Annotated in this window: 9 protein-coding genes; 2 read left to right on the top strand and 7 right to left on the bottom strand. The window is 61.5% G+C overall.

Going from position 1 to position 14,452, the window contains the following annotated elements:
• Positions 1-204 precede the first annotated feature (204 nt).
• Positions 205-1,713: a glycerol-3-phosphate dehydrogenase gene (gene glpD, locus FOT55_RS16160; protein ID WP_043138961.1), complete on the top strand. Its 1,509-nt coding sequence runs from the start codon at positions 205-207 to the stop codon at positions 1,711-1,713.
• Between the two features lie 59 nt (positions 1,714-1,772).
• Here the strand turns inward: glpD and glgP are convergent, their stop codons facing one another.
• From glgP to asd, 6 genes are all read right to left on the bottom strand, one after another.
• Positions 1,773-4,220, bottom strand: coding sequence for a glycogen phosphorylase (glgP, locus tag FOT55_RS16155; protein WP_025304564.1), 2,448 nt, complete (start codon positions 4,218-4,220; stop codon positions 1,773-1,775).
• Positions 4,221-4,361: 141 nt separating this feature from the next.
• Positions 4,362-5,792 carry a glycogen synthase GlgA gene (glgA, locus tag FOT55_RS16150; RefSeq protein WP_147823716.1) on the bottom strand — a complete coding sequence of 477 codons (1,431 nt, stop codon included), beginning with the start codon at positions 5,790-5,792 and terminating at the stop codon, positions 4,362-4,364.
• Between the two features lie 135 nt (positions 5,793-5,927).
• Entirely contained in the window at positions 5,928-7,205 is a 1,278-nt protein-coding gene (glgC, locus tag FOT55_RS16145) for a glucose-1-phosphate adenylyltransferase (RefSeq protein WP_025304566.1), read from the bottom strand.
• Between the two features lie 15 nt (positions 7,206-7,220).
• The gene (glgX, locus tag FOT55_RS16140; protein WP_060435146.1) at positions 7,221-9,203 is read right to left on the bottom strand and encodes a glycogen debranching protein GlgX; all 1,983 of its coding nucleotides are present in this window, start codon (positions 9,201-9,203) and stop codon (positions 7,221-7,223) included.
• Complete coding sequence (gene glgB / locus FOT55_RS16135) at positions 9,200-11,386, bottom strand: 1,4-alpha-glucan branching enzyme (RefSeq protein ID WP_025304568.1); 2,187 nt, start codon at positions 11,384-11,386, stop codon at positions 9,200-9,202. Before glgB ends, glgX begins: the two co-directional genes overlap by 4 nt.
• A gap of 443 nt (positions 11,387-11,829) precedes the next feature.
• The gene (asd, locus tag FOT55_RS16130) at positions 11,830-12,933 is read right to left on the bottom strand and encodes an aspartate-semialdehyde dehydrogenase (protein WP_016930397.1); all 1,104 of its coding nucleotides are present in this window, start codon (positions 12,931-12,933) and stop codon (positions 11,830-11,832) included.
• A gap of 318 nt (positions 12,934-13,251) precedes the next feature.
• Between asd and FOT55_RS16125 the strand changes: the two genes are divergently transcribed.
• Positions 13,252-13,845: a YhgN family NAAT transporter gene (locus FOT55_RS16125; protein ID WP_004930825.1), complete on the top strand. Its 594-nt coding sequence runs from the start codon at positions 13,252-13,254 to the stop codon at positions 13,843-13,845.
• 30 nt (positions 13,846-13,875) lie between these two features.
• Here FOT55_RS16125 and gntK read toward each other — a convergent pair whose 3' ends face one another.
• Positions 13,876-14,403, bottom strand: a complete 528-nt coding sequence (gntK, locus tag FOT55_RS16120) for a gluconokinase (RefSeq protein WP_016930399.1) — start codon at positions 14,401-14,403, stop codon at positions 13,876-13,878.
• Between the last annotated feature and the right edge of the window lie 49 nt (positions 14,404-14,452).

The following is a 14,452-nucleotide window of genomic DNA, read 5'->3' as shown; positions in this document are numbered from 1 at the left end:
CTCCCCGTCCTCTTCATCGACAGCCGTTTGCGCGCTCGCGCCATATCCACATCATTTATGTGACTATCATCACCAAACTGTTACCTCTATCACGCCTAAATGTTTTTGTTTGGTTAAGTCTTGGCTTGCTTGTTGGTTTTTGATTACAATCATGAGCGAAAACGAACATGAAAGAGCTATTTCGAACATCTGGAGGAAGATGACGTGGAAACCAAAGACTTGATCGTTATCGGTGGCGGCATCAACGGTGCCGGCATCGCGGCGGATGCTGCCGGGCGCGGGCTGTCGGTACTGCTACTGGAAGCGCAAGACTTGGCCTGTGCTACGTCTTCCGCCAGTTCCAAACTGATCCACGGTGGCCTGCGCTACCTGGAACACTACGAATTCCGTCTGGTGAGCGAAGCGCTGGCCGAGCGTGAAGTGCTGCTGAAGCTGGCACCGCACATCGCGTTCCCGATGCGTTTCCGCCTGCCGCACCAGCCGCACCTGCGTCCGGCCTGGATGATCCGTATCGGCCTGTTCCTGTACGATCACTTGGGCAAACGCACCAGCCTGCCGGGCAGCAAGGGGTTGCGCTTTGGACCAGAGTCGGTGCTGAAGCCTGAACTGAAGCGCGGTTTCGAATATTCCGACTGCTGGGTTGACGATGCTCGCCTGGTGGTGCTGAACGCGCAGGAAGTGGAAAAACGCGGCGGCGAAGTGCGCACCCGCACCAAAGTGACCCGCGCATGGCGTGAAAACGGCCTGTGGATGGTGGAAGCGGTCGATATCGACAGCGGCAAAACCTTCACCTGGCGCGCCAAAGGCCTGGTGAACGCCACCGGCCCGTGGGTGAAAAACTTCTTCGACGACGGCCTGAAGCTGAAATCGCCTTACGGCATCCGTCTGATCAAAGGCAGCCACATCGTGGTGCCGCGCGTGCACGATCAGCCGCAGTCTTACATTCTGCAGAACGAAGACCACCGCATCGTGTTCGTGATCCCGTGGAATGACGAGTTCTCCATCATCGGCACCACCGACGTGGAGTACAAAGGCGATCCGAAGGACGTGAAGATCGACGAGAACGAAATCGCTTATCTGCTGAAAGTGTACAACGATCACTTCAAGAAGCAGCTGGGCCGCGACGACATCGTCTGGACTTACTCCGGCGTGCGTCCGCTGTGCGACGACGAGTCCGATTCACCGCAGGCGATCACCCGCGATTACACGCTGGACGTGCACGATGAGCAGGGCAAAGCGCCGCTGCTGTCGGTCTTCGGCGGCAAGCTGACCACCTACCGCAAGCTGGCCGAGCATGCGATGGAAAAACTGGCCCACTACTACCCAGGCTGCGGCCCGGCATGGACCAAAAACGCCACGCTGCCGGGCGGTGACATCGACGGCGACCGCGACGGCTACGCGGCCAAACTGCGCCGTGCGCACGGCTGGTTGCCGGAAGCTCTCGCGCGCCGCTATGCCCGCACCTACGGCAGCCAGAGCGAGCTGATCCTGGCCGGCGCCAACGGCCTCGCCGATCTGGGCGAAGATTTCGGCCACGGTCTGTATGAAGCCGAGCTGCGCTACCTGACCGAGAAAGAGTGGGTCGTAGAACTGGCCGACGCCATCTGGCGCCGTACCAAGCTGGGTATGTGGCTGGACGAGGCGCAGCAGGCGCGAGTGAAAGCCTGGCTGGCAGAACACGCGAAAACGAAAGCGCTGTCTCTGGCTTCCTGAGCCGCAGCGTAACGAAAAAGGGCCGGTTATCCGGCCCTTTGCTTTTTTCCTGTCCCGCTTTACAGCTTCACCGGCTGAATGTGCCAGATTTCGTCCGCGTATTCCTGAATGGTGCGATCGGAGGAGAAGTAGCCCATGTTGGCGATGTTCAGCACCGCACGCCGCGTCCATTCGTCCTGATTGAGATAGACCTCGTCCACCTTGTCCTGCGTGTCCACATAGCTGCGGTAATCCGCCAACAGCTGATAGTGGTCGCCGAGGTTGACCAGCGAGTCGAACAGATTGCCATAGCGTTTCGGCTCTTCCGGGCTGAACACGCCGGTAGCGATCTGCGTCAGCGCCTGATGCAGCTCCGGGTCTTGCTCATAGTACTGGCGCGGGTTGTAACCGTTGCGGCGCAGCTCCTCGACCTGCTCGGCGGTATTGCCGAAGATAAAGATGTTCTCCTCCCCCACATGCTCGCGCATCTCGACGTTGGCGCCGTCCAGCGTGCCGATGGTCAGCGCGCCGTTCAGCGCGAACTTCATATTGCTGGTGCCCGAGGCCTCGGTGCCCGCCAGCGAGATCTGTTCGGACAGATCCGCCGCCGGGATGATGATCTGCGCCAGGCTGACGCCGTAGTTCGGAATGAACACCACCTTCAGTTGGGTATGCACGCGCGGATCGTTGTTGATCACTTTGGCCACGTCGTTGATCAAGCGGATGATCTGCTTGGCGGCATAGTAGGCCGAGGCCGCCTTGCCGGCGAAGATCACCACCCGCGGCACGCGCTCGATCTCCGGATCGTCCAGCAAACGGTTATACAGCGTGATGACGTGCAGCACGTTGAGCAGCTGCCGTTTGTACTCGTGGATGCGCTTGATCTGCACGTCGAACAACGCATCCGGGTTAACCACCACGTTGAGCGTTTTGGCGATATACAGCGCCAGCCGCTCCTTGTTCTGCCGCTTGGCGCGCTGTACCGCCTGCAGGAAGCTCGGGTAGTCGATATTGGCCTGGATCTCGCTCAGCTGGCTGAGATCGGTTCGCCAGGTTTGGCCGATGCAGTCGTCCAGCACCGCCGCCAGCGGCGGGTTGGCCAGCGCCAGCCAACGACGCGGCGTTACCCCGTTGGTTTTGTTGCAGAAACGAGTCGGGAACAGCCGGGCGAAGTCGGCGAACAACGACTGCACCATCAGTTCGGAATGCAGAGCGGAAACGCCGTTGACCTTGTGGCTGGCCACCACCGCCAGCCACGCCATGCGCACCCGGCGGCCGTTGGTTTCGTCGATGATCGAGACCCGCGCCAGCAGATCGTTGTCGCCCGGCGCCACTTCCTGCACCATCTTGAGGAAGTGATCGTTGATTTCGAAAATCAGCTGCAGGTGGCGCGGCAAGATGCGGCCTATCATGTCCAGCGGCCAGGTTTCCAGCGCCTCGCTCATCAGCGTGTGGTTGGTGTAAGAGAACACCTGCTCCACCACTTCCCAGGCGTCGAGCCACTTGAATTTGTGCTCGTCGATCAGCCGGTGCATCAGCTCGGGAATCGACAAGACCGGGTGGGTGTCGTTGAGGTGAATGGCGATTTTGTCCGCCAGGTTGTCGAAGGTTTTGTGCATCAGCCAATGGCGATTGAGGATATCCTGTACCGTGGCCGACACCAGAAAATACTCCTGCCGCAGCCGCAGTTCGCGCCCGGAGGAGGTCGAATCGTCCGGATACAGCACGCGCGACACGTTCTCCGAATGGTTTTTATCTTCCACCGCCGCGAAGTAATCGCCCTGGTTGAACTTGCCGAGGTTGATCTCGTTACTGGCCTGCGCGCCCCATAACCGCAGCGTGTTGGTGGCGTCAGTGTCAAAACCGGGGATCACCTGATCGTAGGCGATGGCCACGACCTCTTCGGTCTCCAGCCAACGCGCCTTGGCGCCCTCCTGCTGCACGCGGCCGCCGAAGCGCACCTTGTAGCGGGTGTTATGGCGCGGAAACTCCCACGGATTGCCGTACTCCAGCCAGTAGTCCGGCGATTCCATCTGTTGGCCGTTGACGATGTTCTGCTTGAACATGCCGTATTCATAGCGAATGCCGTAGCCGCGCCCCGGCAGCGCCAGCGTGGCCAGCGAGTCGAGGAAGCAGGCCGCCAGCCGGCCCAGACCGCCGTTACCGAGCCCGGGGTCGTTCTCTTCCTCCAGCAGCTCCGCCAGGTTCAGCCCCATCTCATTCAGCGCATTGTCGATATCCTGATAGATGCCCATCGACAGCAGCGCGTTAGACAGAGTGCGGCCGATCAGGAACTCCATCGACAGGTAATACACCTGCCGCACGTCTTGAGACAGCTGGGCGCGGTTGGAACGCAGCCAGCGCTCCACCATGCGATCGCGCACCGCGAACAGCACGGCGTTCAGCCAATCGTGCCGGTTGGCGATAGCCGGATCCTTGCCGACGATAAACATCAGCTTATAGGCGATGGAGTGTTTCAGCGCTTCCACACTGACCGTAGGTGAGGTGTAACTAAACGGTGAAGTCATGGCTTTTTAATCCCTTGTAGGGAGCCCCGCCATTCGCCGCGGAATAGCGGGCTCCGCTGAACATGGACGCGGTACACCGCGCCCCGACAATCTACCCTTACGGCTGCCCGCCGTGCGTCAACCCGAGACGCGAAACGCGGGCTACAAGCGTTGATAAAGCGATAAATACTCTTTCGCCGCCACCGGCCAGCCGAAGTCCACACTCATGGCGTGGCGCTGAACGTGGCGCCAGTGTTTCGGCCGGCTCCACAGCACCATGGCGCGGCGGATGGCGTTGCCCAGCGCGACGGCGTCGCAATCGTCGAACACGAAGCCGCTGGCGGTGCCGTCGGCCAGGTTCTCTAGGGCGCAGTCCACCACCGTGTCCGCCAGCCCGCCGGTACGGCGCACCAGCGGCAGCGTGCCGTATTTCAGGCCGTAGAGCTGCGTCAGGCCGCAGGGCTCGAAGCGGCTCGGCACCAGAATGACGTCGGCGCCGCCGATGATGCGGTGGGAGAAGGATTCGTGATAACCGATCTGCACGCCGACCTGCTCAGGGTAGTCGGCGGCGGCGGCCAGAAACGCCTGCTGCAGCACCGCGTCGCCGGCGCCCAGCAGCGCCAACTGCCCGCCCTGCGCCAGCAATTCGGGCAACGCCTGCAGCACCAGATCGAGGCCTTTCTGGTTGGTCAATCGGCTCACCACCGCGAACACCGGCAGCGATTCGTCCACCTTCAGTCCCATGGCCTTTTGCAGATGCAGCTTGTTTTTGACCTTGCTTTTCAGATCGTCGGCGTCATAGCGGGCGCTCAGCCGCGGGTCGTGGGCCGGATCCCAAATCTTGTCGTCCACGCCGTTGAGGATGCCGCTCAGCCTGCCCTGCCGCTGCCGCTCCTGCAGCAGCCCCTCCATGCCGTAGCCGAACTCCGGCCGGGTGATCTCGCGCGCATAGGTCGGGCTGACGGCGGTCACGTGGTCGGCATAAAACAACCCGGCTTTGAGGAACGACATCTGGCCGTAGAACTCCAGGCCATAGACGTTGTAAAACGACGCCGGCAGCCACAGCTCGGTCACGTGATGGGCGGAGAACAGCCCCTGGTAGGCCAGGTTGTGCACCGTGAACACCGAACGCGCCGGGTGGCCGTTGGCGGCCAGATAGGCGCAGCTGAGACCGGCGTGCCAGTCGTGGGCGTGCACCAGCTGCGGGCGCCAGTAGCGATCCAGCCCCTTGGCCAGCTCGCAGGCCATCCAGCCCAGCAGCGCAAAGCGCCGGTGGTTGTCGGGGTAGGCGTACATGGACTGATCGTGGTACGGGCTGCCCGGCCGGTCATACAGCCAGGGCGCATCGTTCAGGTAAATGCCCACGCCATGATAGGTGCCGTAACGCAGGCCCACCCGGCCGGCGAACGAATCGATTTCCGCCACCAGCACGGTGTCCGGAATGCCGTTGCGTACGTCAGGGAAAGCGGGCAATAGCACCCGAACATCGGCGCCTTCGGCGATTTGCGCCGCCGGCAGTGCGCCAACCACGTCTGCGAGTCCGCCCGTTTTCAGCAGGGGGAACATTTCAGAACATACGTGTAAGACCTGCATTATCACTCCTGAAAGTCGGCCGAAGGCCTCTGGATAAGAAATAAAGCAGGCTTGCCGCTGTTATGTGTGCCGCGTTGCGCAAGCCATCGAACCGTTCATCGGGCGGCAGGCTATCGTTCTGCCGCCCACGTTAACTCACAATTTTGACAACATTTCGCGCGTCACCAGCACGATGCCGCCTTCCGAGCGATAGAAACGCTTGCTGTCCTCATCGGCGTTTTCCCCGATCACCATGCCCTCCGGAATATGGCAGGCGCGGTCGATGATGCAGCGCCGCAGGCGGCAGGAACGGCCGACGTTCACGTCCGGCAACAATACGGTAGAGTCGATGGTGCAAAACGAGTTCACTCGCACGCGCGGGAACAGCACCGAATGCACCACCACCGAGCCCGAGACGATACAGCCGCCGGACACCAGCGAGTTCATGGTCATGCCGTGGCTGCCGGAGCGATCCTGCACGAACTTGGCCGGCGGCAGCGGCTCCATGTGGGTGCGGATCGGCCAGGCGCGGTCGTACATATCCAGCTCCGGCGTTACCGACGCCAGATCGAGGTTGGCGCGCCAGTAGGCGTCCAGCGTGCCCACGTCGCGCCAGTAAGGCGGCAAGTCGGGGTTGGACGTCACGCAGGATAAGGTAAACGGATGTGCCCACGCCGCCTGCTGCGCGGTGATTTTCGGGATCAGATCCTTGCCGAAGTCGTGGCTGGAGCCGGGGGTCGACATATCCTCCTCCAATAGCTGGAACAGGTAGGCGGCATTAAAAATATAGATGCCCATGCTGGCCAGCGACATATCCGGGTTGCCCGGCATCGCCGGCGGATCGGTGGGTTTTTCCAGAAACTCGATGATGCGATCGCTTTCATCCACCTTCATCACGCCGAATTCACCGGCCTCGCTGCGCGGCACCGGCAGGCAAGCCACAGTGCACTGAGCGCCCTTCTCGACGTGGTCGATCAGCATGCGCGAATAATCCATCTTGTAGATGTGATCGCCCGCCAGGATCACCACGTATTCGGCCTCGTAGCGGCGGATGATATCCAGGTTCTGGTACACCGCGTCGGCGGTGCCCTTGTACCAATGCTCGGTGCTGAGGCGCTGCTGGGCCGGCAGCAGATCGACGAACTCATTCATCTCCTCGTTGAGGAACGACCAGCCGCGCTGAATGTGCTGCACCAGCGTGTGCGACTGGTATTGGGTGATCACGCCGATGCGGCGGATGCCGGAGTTCAGGCAGTTCGACAAGGCGAAGTCGATGATGCGGAATTTGCCGCCAAAGTGGACGGCGGGCTTGGCGCGGGTGGAGGTCAAATCTTTCAGACGTGAACCGCGGCCGCCGGCCAGGATCAGCGCTACGGATTTAATCGGCAACTGGCGCGCCAACATCAGGGGGTCTTTATTTTCAAACCTAACCATAGCGGACTCCTTTTATTATTTCCGTACCAGTACGCAAAGCGAGCGCGCGGCCTGGTGCCAGGCGGGCAATACCGCCCGTGAGTCTTCCTGAGTGAACGGGGCGACAACCTGCCAATCGCCTTCCGGCAACCTCATCTCCGTCGTTTGCGGCGTGGCGTTGATCAGCAGCAGCCAGCGCTGCGACAGCAGGATCTGCATGAGCGGCTCGCCCTGCTCCCACTGCTGCGCGTCGAGCGCCTGCCCTTGCGCGTTCAGCCACTGCACGCTGCCGTCATCCTGCTGCCACCAGCGGTCCTGCTGCAGCGCGGGGATCTGGCGGCGCAGCGCGATCAGCGCCGCGACGTAATCGGTTAGCGCATCGTCCGCCGTGGCCCAATCGAGCCAGGTGGTGGCGTTGTCCTGACAATAGGCATTGTTGTTCCCCTGCTGGCTGTGTCCCTGTTCATCGCCGGCCAGCAGCATCGGCGTTCCCTGGGACAGCAACAGCGTAGCGAGCATCGCCCGCTGGCTGGCCCTGCGGCGTTGCACAATGGCGTCGTCGGCCACCAGGCCTTCGACGCCGTGGTTGTTGCTGAAATTGCGATCGCTGCCGTCGCGGTTGCCCTCGCCGTTGGGCTGATTGTGTTTCTCATTGAAGCTGACCACGTCTTGCAGGGTAAAACCATCATGGGCGGTCAGCATATTGACGGTGGCGTAAGGCGCTCGCCCGCGCTGGTTATACAGATCGCTGGAAGCGGCAAAACGCCGGGCGAACTGGCCGAGCGACACGCCGCTCTGCAGCCAGAAACGGCGCATGTCATCGCGGTAATGGTCGTTCCATTCGGCGAAGCGGCCGGGAAACGCCCCCACCTGATAGCCACCGGGGCCAACGTCCCAGGGTTCAGCGATGAGCTTGCAGCGCGACAGCACATCGTCCGCCAGCATCGCCTGGAACAGCGGGGCATCGCGATCGAACTCCGGCGTGCGGCCGAGCACGCTGCCCAGATCGAAACGGAAGCCGTCGACGTGGCACTCCCGCACCCAAAAACGCAGGCAATCCATCACCCAGGCCACGCCTTGCGGTTGATCCAACCGCAGCGTGTTGCCGCAGCCGGTGTCGTTGACATAGTCCCCTTCGGGCGTCAGCCAGTAGTAGCTCAGGTTATCGATGCCGCTCAGCGACAGCATCGGCCCGTCCCTATCCAGCTCGGCGCTGTGGTTAAACACCACGTCCAGGATCACCTCGATGCCGGCTTGGTGCAGCGCCTTGACCGCATCGCGGAATTCGTTCAGCGGCGTGGCATCGGTGCTCAGGCTGGCGTAGCGGTTGTCCGGCGCATAGGGCGCCAGCACGTTATAGCCCCAATAGTTGATCAGCCCCAACCGCTGCAGGCGCGGTTCGGAGGTATGTTGCTGCACCGGCAGCAGTTCCAGCGCGGTGATGCCGAGGCGTTTGAAGTGGGCGATCATCGCCGGGTGCCCCAATGCGGCGAAGCTGCCGCGCAGCGCCGGCGGGATCTTCGGGTGCAGCAGCGTCAGGCCGCGCACGTGCGCTTCATAAATCACCGTCTGGCCCCAGGGCGTGGCAGGCGGGCGATCGTCCTGCCAGTCATACCGTTCGTCCACCACCACACATTTCGGCATTAGCTCTGCGCTGTCGTGCGGGTCCGGCTGCTCGTAACCGCCGTGCAGGTGCGGGTGGTCCCCCACCGGCCCTTCCACCGCGCGCGCGGCTGGATCGAGCGCCAGTTTGTTGGGGTTGAAACGCTGTCCGTTCGCCGGGTCAAACGGGCCGTAGACCCGGTAACCGTAACGTTGCCCCGGCCTTCCGCCCGGCAAATAGCCATGCCAGATATCGCCGCTGCGCGCCGGCAGCGGCAGGCGCACTTCGCGCTGCTGGCCGTCGAACAGGCACAGCTCCACCCGCTCGGCGTGCGCCGAGTACAGGGTAAAGTTGATGCCTTCGCCGTCGTAATGCGCGCCCAGCGGCGCGGCGAGGCCGGCCGTCAGCTCCGTCATGGCGCCTCCCGCAGCAGATAAATGGTCGCCAGCGGCGGCAGCGTTACGCAGATGGAGAAGTCGCGGCCGTGGCTGCCGACCGCTTCAGAAGAGACCCGCCCCTGATTGCCGGCGTTGCTGCCGTGATAGTGGTGCGAATCGGTATTGAGGATCTCGCGGTAGTCACCGGCGCGCGAGAGGCCGATGCGGTAGCGGTAGCGCGGCACCGGGGTAAAGTTGCTGATGGCGATCAGCTCATTGCCCTGCGAATCGTAGCGCGCGAAGGCGAACACCGAGTTATCGTGATCGTCGACCACCAGCCACTCGAAGCCGTCCGGCCGGTAGTCGCGCTCGTACAGCGGCGCCTGCTGCCGGTAGCAGTGGTTCAGATCGCGCACCAGCCGCTGCACGCCGTTATGCCAGTTATCCAACCCTTCCAATAAATGCCAGTCGAGGCTGGTATCGAAATTCCACTCGCGCCCCTGCGCGAATTCGCAGCCCATAAACAGCAGCTTTTTGCCCGGATGCGCCCACATAAACCCGTAATAGGCGCGCAGGTTGGCGAACTTTTGCCAGGCGTCGCCCGGCATGCGGTCGAGGACCGATTTTTTGCCGTGCACCACTTCATCGTGCGAGATAGGTAACACGAAGTTCTCGGTATAGGCATACAGCATGCCGAAGGTCATCTGGTTGTGGTGATATTTGCGGTGCACCGGATCGCACTTCATATAATTGAGCGTGTCGTGCATCCAGCCGAGGTTCCATTTGTAGTGGAACCCCAGGCCGTTGGCGTCCGGCGGCAGAGTGACGCCGGGATAGTCGGTGGACTCCTCCGCCAGCGTCACCGCGCCCGGCTGCGCCTGGCCAATAGTTTGGTTGGTATAACGCAGGAAGGCGATGGCCTCCAGGTTCTCGTTGCCACCGTAGTAATTCGGCACCCACTCGCCGTCGGCGCGGCTGTAGTCGCGATAAATCATCGACGCCACCGCATCGACCCGCAGCGCATCGATACCGAAACGCTCCAGCCAATACAGCGCGTTGCCCGCCAGGTAGTTGCGCACCTCGTGACGGCCGTAGTTGTAGATCAGCGTATTCCAGTCCTGGTGGTAGCCCTCACGCGGATCGGCGTATTCGTACAGCGCGGTGCCGTCGAAATTCGCCAGGCCGTAGGCGTCGCTCGGGAAGTGCCCCGGCACCCAGTCAAGGATCACGTTGATGCCCGCCTCATGCGCCGCCGCCACGAACGCCCTGAAATCGGCCGGCGTGCCGAAGCGACGGGTCGGCGCATACAGCCCCAGCGGCTGATAGCCCCAGCTGCCGTCGAACGGGTGCTCGTTGATCGGCAACAGCTCGATATGGGTGAATCCCATGTCCTTCACATAGTCGATAAGCTGCACCGCCAGCTCGCCATAGCTAAGCCAGAAGTGATTATCGGTGTGGCGGCGCCATGAGCCAAGATGCACCTCGTAGATGGCGATCGGCTGGTCAAAATCGTTGGCGCGGCGGCGCGCCGGCGTCGACGGCACCCCCTCCGGCAGCGGCGCCACCAGCGAGGCGGTATCCGGGCGCATCTGCGCCTCAAAGGCGTAAGGATCGGCTTTCAGCTGGGTATTGCCGTAGCAATCGACGATTTCATATTTGTACAGCTGGCCGGCCCGCACGCCGGGCAGGAACAGCTCCCAAATGCCGTTCTCACGCCGCAGACGCATCGGATGGCGGCGGCCGTCCCAGAAGTTGAACTCCCCCACCACCGAGACGCGCTGGGCGTTGGGCGCCCAGACCGCAAAACTGACGCCGTCGATGCCATCCAGCGTAACGAGGTGGGCGCCCAGCCGTTCATAGGGACGCAAATGCGTGCCCTCGGCCAATAGCCAACTGTCGATATCCTGCAGCAGCGGGCCAAACCGGTAGGGATCGTCGACAGTCTGTTGGTGATCGCGCCAGCTGACCTGCAGCTGATAGCGGAAAGGATTTTTTCGCCGCGGCACCACGGCGCTGAAGAAACCGCGCGGATCGTCGCAGTTCAGCTGCACCAGCCGCCGGCCGGTTTGCTGTTCTACCAGCCAGACTGCGCCGGCGTCCGGCAGCAGCGCGCGCACCTGCAGACCGTTATCGGTCGCATGCATGCCAAGCAGAGCAAAAGGGTCGGCGTAATGGCCGGAGATGATCTGATCAATCACGTCACGATCGGGAAGTACAGGCATAGTCTTCTTCCTTAGATTAACAGCATGATCTAAGCACGGCTTGTTGGTTATTCCTTGGCCGTTTTGGTCATCATGCAATGCATTCGGACTCTAAAGCGTGATTGCGGTCGGTTATTGACCAATCTTTACTCTGCCGACCTGAATTTCGCTCTTTATGCTTATTTTTTGAAATATTTCAGTCATGGTGAAAAAGTGTTCACCCATGCGTTAAGCATAGCCAATGTCTGTTAAAAACTGCTCAGCATTGCTCAGGAAAATTCTTCATTAAGAAAACTGCCAGCCCGGCGGCGTCTGAATGCGGCGGCCGACGAGGCGATATGCGGGGTGGAGCCCAGTGAAACGAGGCTTGCGGTGACGTTGTCCGACGCGGTGCGCGGCGAACAAAAAGGCGGAAAATAAGGCTTTAGGGGGCTGAAATCAGCCAGCCCCCAGGAAGTGCGGGTTTACAACAGGATGCGCAGCATGCGGCGCAGCGGCTCGGCCGCGCCCCACAGCAGCTGGTCGCCCACGGTGAACGCCGACAGGTACTCTGGCCCCATGTTCAGCTTGCGCAGACGGCCGACCGGCGTATTCAGCGTGCCGGTCACCGCCGCCGGCGTCAGTTCGCGCATGGTCAGCTCGCGGTCGTTCGGGATCACGCGCACCCAGTCGTTGTGCGTCGCCAGCATCTGCTCGATTTCCGGCAGCGACACGTCTTTTTTCAGCTTCAGGGTGAACGCCTGGCTGTGGCAGCGCAGCGCGCCCACGCGCACGCACAGGCCATCGACCGGGATCACGCTGCCGGTGTTCAGAATCTTGTTGGTTTCCGCCTGGCCTTTCCACTCTTCGCGGCTCTGGCCGTTGTCGAGCTGCTTGTCGATCCATGGGATCAGGCTGCCGGCCAGCGGCACGCCGAAGTTATCGGTCGGCAGTTTGCCGCTGCGGGTGGCTTCGGTCACCTTGCGCTCGATATCCAGAATGGCGGAAGCCGGGTCCTGTAGCTCTTTCGCCACGTCGGCGTGCAGCATACCCATTTGGGTCAACAGTTCGCGCATGTGGCGCGCGCCGCCGCCGGAGGCCGCCTGGTAGGTGGCGACCGACGCCCACTCCACCAGATCGTTGGCGAACAGGCCGCCGAGGGACATCAGCATCAGGCTGACGGTGCAGTTGCCGCCGACGAAGGTTTTGATGCCTTTGTCCAGGCCCTGCTGGATCACCGCGTGGTTGACCGGATCCAGGATGATAATGGCGTCGTCCTGCATGCGCAGCGACGAGGCCGCGTCGATCCAGTAACCCTGCCAACCGCTGGCGCGCAGCTTGGGATAGACTTCGTTGGTATAATCGCCGCCCTGACAGGTAATAATGATATCGAGCGCGCTCAGTGCGTCGATGTCATACGCATCCTGCAGCGTGCCTTGCTGGCCGCCGAAGGCCGGCGCGGCAGAACCGTGCTGCGAGGTGGAGAAAAAGACCGGGCGAATGGCGTCGAAATCGCGCTCTTCCGTCATGCGTTGCATGAGAACCGAGCCGACCATTCCGCGCCAACCGATGAAACCAACGTTTTTCATAATATCTGTATCCCGCCCGGATAAGGGCTTATGTAGGTGATAACGAGTTGTGTGCAATATCTCCTCACCTTACAAAATGTCGGCGCGGGCGCAAAGTGAATTTATTCGATGGCTGAGGATTTCTCAGCAATCCTTCTTATATACCCGTCGTCTTTCAAACTGCAGCGTTGTTACCTGCACGATCGCATCCCCAGTCACTTACTTGAGTAAGCTCCTGGGGATGCGATCGCTGGGCGCCTAGCTGCAATTTGAAATCCATAGGTATAGGCAAGGACGCGGCCGAAAAGGCCGAGGCGTTTTCCCGATCACGAGGTCACCATGACAGAGATGATTTCCGCTACGGTATTGCTGTTTTTAATTATGGATCCGCTGGGCAATCTGCCGATTTTCATGTCGGTGCTCAAGCATCTGGAGCCGCGCCGCCGCCGGGTGGTGCTGATCCGCGAGCTGCTGATCGCCCTACTGCTGATGCTGATCTTCCTGTTCGCCGGCGAGAAAATTCTGGCGTTCCTCAACCTGCGTACCGAAACCGTCTCCATTTCCGGCGGCATCATCCTGTTTCTGATCGCCATCAAGATGATTTTCCCCACGCAGGAGGGGAACAGCTCCGGGCTGTCCGCCGGCGAGGAGCCGTTCCTGGTGCCGCTGGCGATCCCGCTGGTGGCCGGGCCATCGATTCTGGCGGCGCTGATGCTGCTGTCGCACCAGTATCCGCATCAGCTGCCCCATCTGGTGGCAGCGCTGTTGATCGCCTGGGGTCTCTCTGCGGCCATTTTGCTGATGTCGAACCTGTTCCTGCGCCTGCTGGGCAGCAAAGGCGTCAGCGCGCTGGAGCGGTTGATGGGGCTGATTCTGGTGATGCTGTCGACCCAGATGTTCCTGGACGGCGTGCGGGCTTACATGAAGCTGTAGGCGCCTGGCGGCGCCGACAACGGCCCGCGCTCAGCGGGCGGTAACGCGGCGAATATAGGCGAGCGTATCGGCGACCACGCCGTCCAGCGGCTGGTTGATGTCAATCGCTTGCACATCCGGCTCCTGCTCGCCCGGCTCTTCCAACGTGGCGAACTGCGAAACCAGCATCTGCGGTTTGAAGAAGTGACCTTTGCGCTGCTTCAGGCGCTCCTCGATCACCGCCTTGTCGCCTTTCAGGTAGAGGAAATGCAGGTTGCTATTCCCTTCGCGCAGGCGGTCACGATAGCTTTTTTTCAACGCAGAGCAGACCAGCAGCGACACGGGATTGGTGCGTTGCATGGCGAAGATGGCGTCGTTCAAGGCCGCCAGCCACGGGGCACGATCGTTGTCGTCCAGCGCGTGCCCGGCAGCCATTTTGTTAATGTTGGCGCGCGGATGCAGATAATCGCCGTCCAGCATGGCGGCCTCGGCCTCGTGGGCGACAGTGCTGGCTACGGCGGATTTGCCGCTGCCGGATACGCCCATCAGGATAAATACGTGATTCTGCGGATTGCTCATTGTGTCATGCCCCTATGGGAACTGGCGCGAGCGCGCCAAATGCGTCCCA

Source organism: Serratia bockelmannii (genome assembly GCF_008011855.1).
Taxonomy (GTDB): Bacteria; Pseudomonadota; Gammaproteobacteria; order Enterobacterales; family Enterobacteriaceae; genus Serratia; species Serratia bockelmannii.
This window is presented reverse-complemented; position numbering and strand designations above follow the sequence as displayed.

Excerpts from the sequence above, each read along its gene's own strand:
- glgP (WP_025304564.1), bottom strand. The coding sequence starts at position 4,220 with ATGACTTCACCGTTTAGTTACACCTCACCTACGGTCAGTGTGGAAGCG.
- glgA (WP_147823716.1), bottom strand. The coding sequence starts at position 5,792 with ATGCAGGTCTTACACGTATGTTCTGAAATGTTCCCCCTGCTGAAAACG.
- glgC (WP_025304566.1), bottom strand. The coding sequence starts at position 7,205 with ATGGTTAGGTTTGAAAATAAAGACCCCCTGATGTTGGCGCGCCAGTTG.
- glgX (WP_060435146.1), bottom strand. The coding sequence starts at position 9,203 with ATGACGGAGCTGACGGCCGGCCTCGCCGCGCCGCTGGGCGCGCATTAC.
- glgB (WP_025304568.1), bottom strand. The coding sequence starts at position 11,386 with ATGCCTGTACTTCCCGATCGTGACGTGATTGATCAGATCATCTCCGGC.
- asd (WP_016930397.1), bottom strand. The coding sequence starts at position 12,933 with ATGAAAAACGTTGGTTTCATCGGTTGGCGCGGAATGGTCGGCTCGGTT.
- FOT55_RS16125 (WP_004930825.1), top strand. The coding sequence starts at position 13,252 with ATGACAGAGATGATTTCCGCTACGGTATTGCTGTTTTTAATTATGGAT.
- gntK (WP_016930399.1), bottom strand. The coding sequence starts at position 14,403 with ATGAGCAATCCGCAGAATCACGTATTTATCCTGATGGGCGTATCCGGC.